This window comes from Rhizobium sp. BK312 (assembly GCF_014193605.1).
Classification (GTDB): Bacteria; Pseudomonadota; Alphaproteobacteria; order Rhizobiales; family Rhizobiaceae; genus Rhizobium.
The window spans coordinates 62,571-71,597 of record NZ_JACHZP010000016.1; the positions used below are offsets into that span (position 1 = coordinate 62,571).

The 9,027-nt window shown below is 55.9% G+C and carries 7 protein-coding genes; 4 read left to right on the forward strand and 3 right to left on the reverse strand.

Translation table 11 applies throughout. From position 1 onward, the window contains the following. The first annotated feature begins 201 nt into the window (after nucleotides 1–201). On the forward strand, nucleotides 202–1,536 hold the full coding sequence (locus FHT85_RS29370; protein ID WP_183774951.1) for an NtaA/DmoA family FMN-dependent monooxygenase: 1,335 nt from the start codon (nucleotides 202–204) through the stop codon (nucleotides 1,534–1,536). A 203-nt stretch (nucleotides 1,537–1,739) separates the two neighbouring features. On the opposite strand, the gene FHT85_RS29375 is transcribed toward FHT85_RS29370, so the two are convergent. The 3 genes from FHT85_RS29375 to FHT85_RS29385 all read right to left on the reverse strand — a co-directional run bounded on the left by FHT85_RS29375 (nucleotide 1,740) and on the right by FHT85_RS29385 (nucleotide 5,324). Continuing rightward, nucleotides 1,740–2,501, reverse strand: a complete 762-nt coding sequence (locus FHT85_RS29375; RefSeq protein WP_183774954.1) for a metallophosphoesterase — start codon at nucleotides 2,499–2,501, stop codon at nucleotides 1,740–1,742. A gap of 839 nt (nucleotides 2,502–3,340) precedes the next feature. Next, nucleotides 3,341–3,823: an NUDIX hydrolase gene (locus FHT85_RS29380; RefSeq protein ID WP_183774956.1), complete on the reverse strand. Its 483-nt coding sequence runs from the start codon at nucleotides 3,821–3,823 to the stop codon at nucleotides 3,341–3,343. Nucleotides 3,824–4,439: 616 nt separating this feature from the next. After that, nucleotides 4,440–5,324 (reverse strand): LysR family transcriptional regulator, encoded by an 885-nt coding sequence (locus FHT85_RS29385; RefSeq protein WP_183774959.1) that lies wholly within the window; start codon nucleotides 5,322–5,324, stop codon nucleotides 4,440–4,442. Nucleotides 5,325–5,595: 271 nt separating this feature from the next. Between FHT85_RS29385 and FHT85_RS29390 the strand changes: the two genes are divergently transcribed. The 3 genes from FHT85_RS29390 (at nucleotide 5,596) to FHT85_RS29400 (ending at nucleotide 8,943) form a co-directional block, all read left to right on the forward strand. After that, the gene (locus FHT85_RS29390) at nucleotides 5,596–6,414 is read left to right on the forward strand and encodes an alpha/beta fold hydrolase (RefSeq protein WP_183774962.1); all 819 of its coding nucleotides are present in this window, start codon (nucleotides 5,596–5,598) and stop codon (nucleotides 6,412–6,414) included. A 469-nt stretch (nucleotides 6,415–6,883) separates the two neighbouring features. Beyond that, complete coding sequence (locus FHT85_RS29395) at nucleotides 6,884–8,596, forward strand: amidohydrolase family protein (RefSeq protein ID WP_183774965.1); 1,713 nt, start codon at nucleotides 6,884–6,886, stop codon at nucleotides 8,594–8,596. A gap of 161 nt (nucleotides 8,597–8,757) precedes the next feature. After that, nucleotides 8,758–8,943 (forward strand): hypothetical protein, encoded by a 186-nt coding sequence (locus FHT85_RS29400; RefSeq protein WP_183774968.1) that lies wholly within the window; start codon nucleotides 8,758–8,760, stop codon nucleotides 8,941–8,943. Nucleotides 8,944–9,027 lie beyond the last annotated feature (84 nt).

The window sequence follows — 9,027 nt, forward strand, 5'->3', positions numbered from 1 at the left end:
TTCTAGCGCATAACGAAAGCAATCCTTCGCGTAGTTCGCGATATTTGGCGTTAGGACCGGAACGGCTTGGCAACATACTTCTTAGCCCTCAGAGACTGGAAGTTAATTCCCTCTGCTCTCACAATATTAGTCTATAAATTCTGTAGGGAATTGACGTTACAAACTAGCGTGCATGGTCTTCCGGAACGAAAGCCCAGCCGCATGACAATTTCGAAACGACAGCTCAATCTCAATGTCGGCATCAACACGACAGGCTATCTCGCCAATGCCTGGCGATATCGCACCGGCACCCGGCATGACATCAACGATCCCGATTATTATCGCCGGTTGACCGAGCTGGCGCACAAGGGATTGTTCGACGCGGTGTTCTTTTCCGATCATCCCGCATTGATGACCGATCCGAACGGACGCCCGTTCCACACCATCGATCCCCTGATCCTCTGCACGGCCCTGGCCGCGCAGGTGCCCGACATCGGTTTTGTCGCCACCATGTCGTCGACCTATAACTCGCCCTATAATCTTGCCCGGCGCACCCAGTCGACGGATATCATTTCCGGCGGCCGCCTGATTATCAACATCGTCTCGTCCTTCAACCCGAATGTCGCCGCCAACTTCGGAGCGGAACCACTGCCACCACGCAGCGAACGCTATGCAAAGGCATCCGAATTCCTCGATGTCGCCAAGCAGCTCTGGTCGAGTTGGGACCCGGCACGCGAGGGCGACATCCCCGAAAACCGCTTCTGGGATGCGGCAACCGCGCAGGCGATAGACCATGCTGGTGACTATTTCACGGTGAAGGGACCCCTCAATGTCCCGGTTGGGCCTCAAGGCCACCCGGTCATCGCCCAAGCGGGCGCCTCCGAGGGTGGCATCGAACTTGCCGCGCGCCACGGCGAGATCATCTATTGCAACATTCTGTCGCGCGCGGCGGGCCAGGCTTTCGGCAAGAAGGTCAGGGACCGCGCCATCGAGCTTGGACGGGATCCCTCCGGGATCCGCATCGTCCCGGGTCTTGTCGCCATCCTGGGGGAGACCCGAGCCGAGGCGCTGCGCAAGCACGAGCTTTTCAGCGGAGCCGGTTCGGAAGACGGACTGCTTGCACGTTTTGTCAAAGACAACGACATCGACCCGCATGGCTTCGATCCCGACGCAATCCTGGAGACAGAGCGTTTCATCCCCGATCCCAATCGCATCCAGGCTGTTGGCATGGGCCTCGGCTTGTCCGATCTTCTCGCTCACGAGAAACTGACGGCGCGGCAGGCCGTGCGTCGTTCCGAAGGCCATCACCGACTGGTTCTCGGAACGCCTGAAGAAATCGCAGATTCCATAGTCGATCTCTGGGCCGATGGGACCGTAGATGGCTACACATTGCAGCCACAGCGCGCACCAGACGACATCGAGGAATTCATCGACAAGGTCATTCCCGTCCTTCAGAAACGAGGGGTCTATAGGACGTCCTATGAGGAGAGAACGATTCGAGACCGCTATGGTTTACCCAATCCTTTTAGAAGCAACGGCAATTCTAGGGCATTTTGATCCGTCTCGAGCACGTTCAAACTTCCCACACGGTTGTTCCGTTGTGCCATGGGCTTTACGACGACAGCCATAAGTGTCGGTCTTGACGAGATCGAACCACCGCCCCAGCGTCTCTTTTGCTTAATTTCGCTAACATTTCAGCATTTTGAGGCACAAGGATCTACTATGGAGACCATTGAAACTCGATCTCCTTCTCTTGGCGATTAGTCGGGTCGCCACTCGCCGACTTGGATGGTACCGGTCCCGGTTAGCTCGGTGCATATGAAGTGTGAAAGCTCATCGCGCCTGATTACGGCGGCGCTCAGCCGGCTAGTCCGATACGCTCCGGTATCCAAAGCTATGCGATTCGAGTAGACTTCGGGTCGTAGCGACTTCGTGATCGTGTGACCGTGCAAAACGACATGGTCAAACACGTCCATATGGTCGAGGAAGCCCGCCCTGATCCAGCGCAAGTCGTAATCGCTTTGATTTGCAAGCTGAACACCGGGGCGTATTCCGGCGTGCACAAAGCAGAAGCGCCCGATCTCCTTGAATGTCAGCGCGTTTTCTACCAAGTCCACATGGTGTGGGAAGACGCGGCGGATATCCGCGGCGATGTTCTCGAAATCAGGCACCGGGCGCTTGGAATATGCGCTCACCGTTGCGACACCTCCCCAATCCATCCAGTTGACGGCGTCCTCATCGGTGAGGGCGCCACGAAGGAGCTCACGCAGGTAAAAATCATGGTTGCCAAGGATTAGCTGAGAACCCGGATAAATGTCGAGTGTCGAACAAACCTGATCGAGTACCTTTGGACTGTCTGGCCCGCGGTCGATCAAATCGCCTAGAAAGATCACGACCGGCTTGGCTCGATGATCATTCGAGGCAGTCGCGATGTATCCAAGCATGGCCTCGAGAAGATCGGCGCGCCCATGGACGTCGGCAATGGCGTAGATGTCAGACGGTAAGCTCTCGGTCGTAGTCACTGTTTCTTCCTGCGGGCGAACATGGTGCGCGATGGTATCCCCTTAGCTTGCAACATATCGGGACTTGGAGCGGCGGGGACGGGACCAGGGCCAAGCCGTGGTGGTGGCAGTTCCTATAGGCCATGTCGGCCTTGACGCACCATCAAAAGTGAATGTTGGCGCGAAATTTCCGACCTGTCTTAGCCTGATTTGGAATGTCGTGACAGGATCACGTCGCGCGCTAATGCGGCCTACGCCAGCGCTGCTCCACGCGTACGTCCATTCACCGCTCAATCAGTCCTTAGGTCTCACGATAAGGAAGATCAGGGAGGTTCACTATGAAGGTCTTCAAAACTCTACTTGCTGGAATCCTAGGTGTCGGGTTGCTTTTGGGAGCCGGCGCGGCGTCAGCCACGCCGATTATGAATATGACGAAGCCGGAAGTTCAATCGTCTGTTCAGACGGTCGGCTATCGTCATTACCGCCATTGGCATGATCCACGACATCATCGGCACCGTCCCCATTATCGGCGTCAGCGTTACTATTGAGCCCGAAACGGGGTTGCTGCATAAGAGTGTGGGGAGCCAGAATCTTTTTCGGTGGCGGTGATATACGATTGCCAAAGCCGGCACATCCGATGCCAGGATCCACTTCAAGCGGCTTTTTAGGAACTGGTGAGCGCGGCGATCTCCGTAGGCTGGTCGGACGCGAGGTCTTGCTGGCGATCGCTGATCTGGTGGATCATCGGGTCCTCTCACTCGAGGCCAACGACCGTACGCGCGTCCTGGTCGCATTGTTGAAGCGAATGACCTAGCCGACCTTCCCACTCATGCGACAAGGGGCCTCCATATCGGCATCACCTATGCCAAACCACCAGCTTCTAGCGTGATCAAAAGGCCCTTCAACTCTGGCTCATTGACCCGTCGCGCTGCCTCCAACGGGGACATCCATTCAAGGAAGCGCTCTTTGTATTCAGGAAATTTCTCGTAGACTTTGTCGACAGACAGCAGGTGAACTTCCACCATGGCAGGCGTCTTGCTACCGTCAGACAAGGTTTTTAGATATGTATAGTAGCCGGCGGCTTTCTTCCTCGCCTTGCCCTTCACGCCTGCCTCTTCCCACGCTTCACGTTCGGCCACTTCATGCGGCTTCAGTCCCTTGATCGGCCAACCCTTTGGGATAGTCCAACGCCGCGTCTCGCGGGTTGTCACGAGCAAGATTTCAAGGGCACCCTGCTGGTCGCTGCGAAAGCAAAGAGCACCGAATTGGTCGAACATCTCCCCGCGAAGCAGTACCTCCGCATGTCCAGCTAGCTTTGATAGATGGGTTTCACCTTTGCCCATGAGATCATCCTATAGGAACCAGTATGTAGGGCTTGCTCAGCCTCGGCAAGAGTCCTTTGATGCCGCTGGTATGTCAATCCAGCGCCCCGTTCGCAGTTAAAGTCGTTTGTCCGGTGTCATCATCAAATAACCCATGATGAACAGCTCCCTGTCGCAAGCTCTCGATTCAATCGAGACTTGCTTTCCCGACTTTTGCCACGCGGCAGCATGGGGAGTTTTGAGGCGGCCATGATGCCCCTGTCGGAGGCGCAACATGATGCTGCCGCACGGTCTAGGAGTCTGTGCGGGGATGCCCCACTATTGGATATGGGGCGCGAAGCCGTCATTCAATGACCTAAGCTTTAATCCCTGCAATGGGCACTATTTGCGAAAGTTAATGATACCCGCCTTGAATAGATTTGAACCCTCGGCCTCATATCTGCGATTTGCTCAGCGCGTTGAATTTTTATGGCAATGTTCTCTGTCGTTAGTAGAATGAGCCTCCTCGGTTACTATCAATGCACCACACCTGCACAACCTCAAGCCGGTGATTGATGGCTGCAGTCAGGGGCGTGCCCGACGGTTGTGCTTGAATCGTTGTTGCAAGCGTTGGCTTGCTTGCTGCTCGATAAAGCGATCACCTCGCTCTCAAGATTTGCCCTTTCTGAGACAACAGATTCTGAAGCGGGCGAGAGCTGTTAGTCGGGTTGTAACCCAAGGTGAGTTCGATTGTCGGGGGTATGCCCGCCAGAGGGCGCGCGACGACATTCGGGGTCAAAAGATCCTTGGCATAGGCCGGGATCAGGGTAACTCCTCCACTTGATACAACGACAGAAATTGTCGCTGAAAGGCTTCCGGCATCGAACTTAGGCTTCAGATTGATGCCAACCCTTGCAGCATATTCTCTGACAACTGCGTCCACCGCTGGAGAAGCGGTCGCGGAACCAACATAGATTTCCTCAGCAAGTTCTTCGGGTGAGATTGCCTCGCGTTCCGCCAAATGGTGATCAACAGGTACCATCGCGACCAGTGGTTCCTCAAACAGGCTTATGAAGCATAGATTGGCGGCGTTTTTCTCTCGCCGAAGAAGTGCCGCATCGAGATCTCCTCGCATTAGCGCGAGAGCAAGTTCAGGAGACGACTGGCTTGAAAGTTTGAATTCAACGCCTGGGGCATCTTCCCGGAGAATGCGCATCACGCTTGGAAGCCAAGCCTCATGGCCGGCGAGAAACCCGATAGCGAACACGGGCCTCTCCGGCATCCCGGCTCTCCGGGCGCCTTCAACCGCGGCTTCGACCTGCGCAAGCGCCAGCCTCGCGTGATCCAGAAAGACTTTCCCAGCTTCCGTGAGCGATACACCGCGCGCTTGCCGCTCCAGCAATTTCACGCCGATCTCGGCCTCTAGGTCGCGGATTTGACGGCTCAGCGACGGCTGTGACGTGTTGAGTTGCTGTTGTGCAGCCGCCAAAACGCTCCCGCGTTCGGCCACCGCGACGAAATAGCGAAGGTGACGAAGATCCATGAAGCACTACTATACCGCTCAGGCATAGCTTGGCCAGACAAAGTCTTTGTTGCCGCTCGCCTTAACAGTTATTCCCTACCTGTCTCAACAGGGCGAGCAGATAACGAAAATTAGACCAACACATCGTGTTCTGCCGCGGCATCTGTGCCGACGGCTCGAGCTTCAGCAGGGTGACACCCGTCGGCACGGGCCGGCTGCCTTCTGAAGCCAGAGCAACCACGTGCGTCTTCTTTCAATGGCTTTGCAGATAGCAGCAAACGGAGCAAATTCGATGTCCACGATCACGACTAAAGACGGCGTAAAGATCTTCTACAAGGACTGGGGCTCAGGTCAGCCGATCGTTTTCAGCCACGGCTGGCCGCTGACCGCGGACGACTGGGATGCCCAGATGATGTTCTTCCTACATCATGGCTATCGGGTGATCGCCCACGACCGGCGCGGCCACGGTCGATCCGACCAACCCAGCACCGGCAACGACATGGATCATTGGGTATCCGACCTCGCAGCCCTGACGGAACACCTCGACCTGCGCGACGCGATCCATATCGGTCACTCGACGGGTGGTGGGGAGGTGGCTCGCTATGTCGCTCGCCATCCGGAGCGCGTCGCCAAGGCGGTGCTGGTCGCCTCACTGACGCCGAACATGTATCGGAGCGAGAACAACCCCGCCGGTCAACCGCCGGAATGGTTCGAAGCGATCCGTGCAGGCGTGCTGGGCAACCGGGCAGAGTTCTTCCGTTTCGTCCCTGAGAATCCGTTCTATGGCTACAATCTGGACGGGGCCAAACCTTCGGAGGCAGTGATTGCGAACTGGTGGCGTCAGGGCATGACCGGCGGCGCCTTGGCACACTATGCAACTGTCGACTCCTGGCTCGAAGATTATACTGAAGACCTCAAGAAGATCACCGTGCCGGTGCTGGTGATGCATGGCGAGGCCGATCAGGTCGTCCCGTTCGCAAGTTCCGTGCCGCGTGCGGTCGATCTACTTAAGAACGGGTCGCTTAAAACCTACCCCGGCTATCCCCATGGCATGCTGACCACGCATGCGGATGTCCTCAACCCCGACCTGCTCTCGTTCATCAGGTCTTGACGACATCGATCGGACCGGCCGTCATCAACATCGGACGGAGGATCTGTCACCCGGCACTGCCGGGTGACAGCTGTCGGTGCTGGTACTCCGTATGATGTGAAGGGATCAGAACCGGCGACCCGGAACGGTCAACATAAATAAGCTGAAAAAGCAGATGCTTAGAATCGAACTAACGTTAACAGCCGGATGGCGACCTCGATCTGATGGAAAATCTATCGCATTCAATCCGAATTATCTCGTCATAGCTGGGAAGTTGGTGGAGCTTTACGCCATTTGACTACCGCACATGCGCCGTCCCGACCAGCATCATCAAATGATTGGCCATGCGGCAAATCCGGAGCATCGTCCGTCAAGTTTTGCCTAAAGCGAAACGTGATATCTCATTCGCTAGAGCGCTCACCATAACGAGAACCTCTTGCGCATCTGATCGGCTTATGCTTGCATCCGATCATGGGTTGAGGGACCTTCCATGCTACGTCGTGATTTTTTGACGCAGGCGTCGTTGTCGGCCGTTGCACTTGCTACAGGGTGTACGACCGATGGCCCATCCACCAATGGCGCAAGCGTTCCAATAATCGACGCGCACTGCCACGTATTCAACGCATCTGATCTGCCCGCCGCGCGCTTCTTGCGTCAGGTTGTCTTCGAGGACTATCCCAAGCAAGCCTATCGAACCTTGGCTATAGGGGATCGCGACGCGACCGATGTAGCCATTGAATTGCTCTTGCACCTTCTCGGCGCCGACAAGGCACCGACGGCCGATGAAGAGATCACTTTTCTAGCAACTGGGAAGAATGCCCGACCGAGCGCATTGTCCGTCGAAAAGGCGCGTGCGGCTGCTATTGAAGACACTGCGCGATTTCTACTTAATGTCGACCGCCGCTGGAGAGAGCGTATCAGTGTAATGGCGGAAGTCGAACAGAAGAAACGCCAGCCGTCTGCGGAGGAAAGCTTCCTCAATTTCATGCTCGGCGAGCAGGTCAGATCCCTTCGGGCCAATCAGCCGATGACACCGATGGCAGCGCGTAGCGCCAGCCAGCGAGCATTTCAAAACATCGGCCCGATCAGCCGATACCTGAACTGGTTCAGCCTATTTCGCCTTTACCGACATGTTCTTGTCGAAAAGCTAATCTCCGATACGAGCCGACAAGGGTTTGAGCCGGTGATGTTGACGCCGGCGCTTGTTGACTATGATCTCTGGCTTTACGAAACGGTGGATAATTCTCCGCTACCGCGCCAGATGGTGGTGATGGACCAGATTTCCCGGCAAATGGCCAAGGTTAAGTCGGGTCCACTCCTCCATGGCTACATGGGCTTTGATCCGCTCCGTGAAGTTGCCTTCCGGGTTCACAAAACGAAGGTGAGCTCGCTCGCGACAGCGCGGGAGGCCTTGGCTGATCATGGCTTCATAGGCGTTAAGCTATACCCGCCAATGGGATTCCGCCCGTCGGGCAACCAGCCTCCCTATCCGAAGCGAACTGTCGATGCTCTCGGGTTTATGCCGAATAAAGAACTCGATGCAGCGTTGTGGGATCTCTACAAACTCTGTGTAGCGCTCGATGCACCAATCCTTGCCCACGGCTATGCGTCGAATGGCTCTGGTCCGAACTACGAAAAGCGAGGGGATCCAGCCTATTGGATTCCCGTATTCGAAGCGTTTCCATCCTTGAGGGTCTGCATTGCACATTTTGGCAGGTTTGACGCGCGGTCGGCAGGACGGGAAAAGCTCCCCTTGCCGGAAGGGAGTTGGGAATGGCGTCTCGGAGAATATATCAAAGGCAATTCGCATCGAAATGTTGTCGCTGACATCAGCTATCTGTCTGAGGTCCTGACGGCTGGACCCAAGCAACGGGTATTTATGGCCTCGTCGTTCAAGAAATGGATCGCAGCGTTCGACCCTGGCTGCGACCACATTCTCTACGGCAGTGACTGGATAATGCTCGGCAAGGAGGCCGGCTACGATCATTACGTCGGGAGCGTCAATGCCTTCCTGCGGAACGACTGTGGTCTCTCCAATAACACCTGCGACAAGATATTCCGCCGAAACGCATTGCGATTTCTTCCACTTGAGCGAGGAAGCCGCGGGCGTGAAAGACTTCTGTCGTTTTACCGGAAGAATGGTCTGAATCCATCGCGGTTGCCTTCCGCGACACCGCGGCTGATTGCGAATGTTTTCGGCTGATGATCGCCTAAGTCTGCCGGCGGAGGTTTCCGAGCGGATACCGATCACGCCATAACGAACGAAGTTTGGCAACTGATCTCCCACCGATTTTAACTGCTTGGTAGAATTCGATTTGACGACACTGCAACGTAGCGTAGCTTTTATGCCGATTGGGGGAAGCCATGGATACGATAACAAGATCAAGTCAAAAGCGCGCCATGCCAAGCATCCTGGACAAGGAACTCGGCGAGCAATCAAGGGACGCATTCGGCCACCAGCATTTTGCCGACATGCTGATGAACTTGATCGAGTCCAAGCACCGCCCGGTTCTGTTGCAAACTTCCTGGTTACTGGTGACATGGCATTGATCTCCGGAAGTCGCGGAGATTGGCAATGTTCAAAGGTCGGCATTTCGAGCAGTCGGTGATCTTGCTGTGCGTGCGCTGGTATCT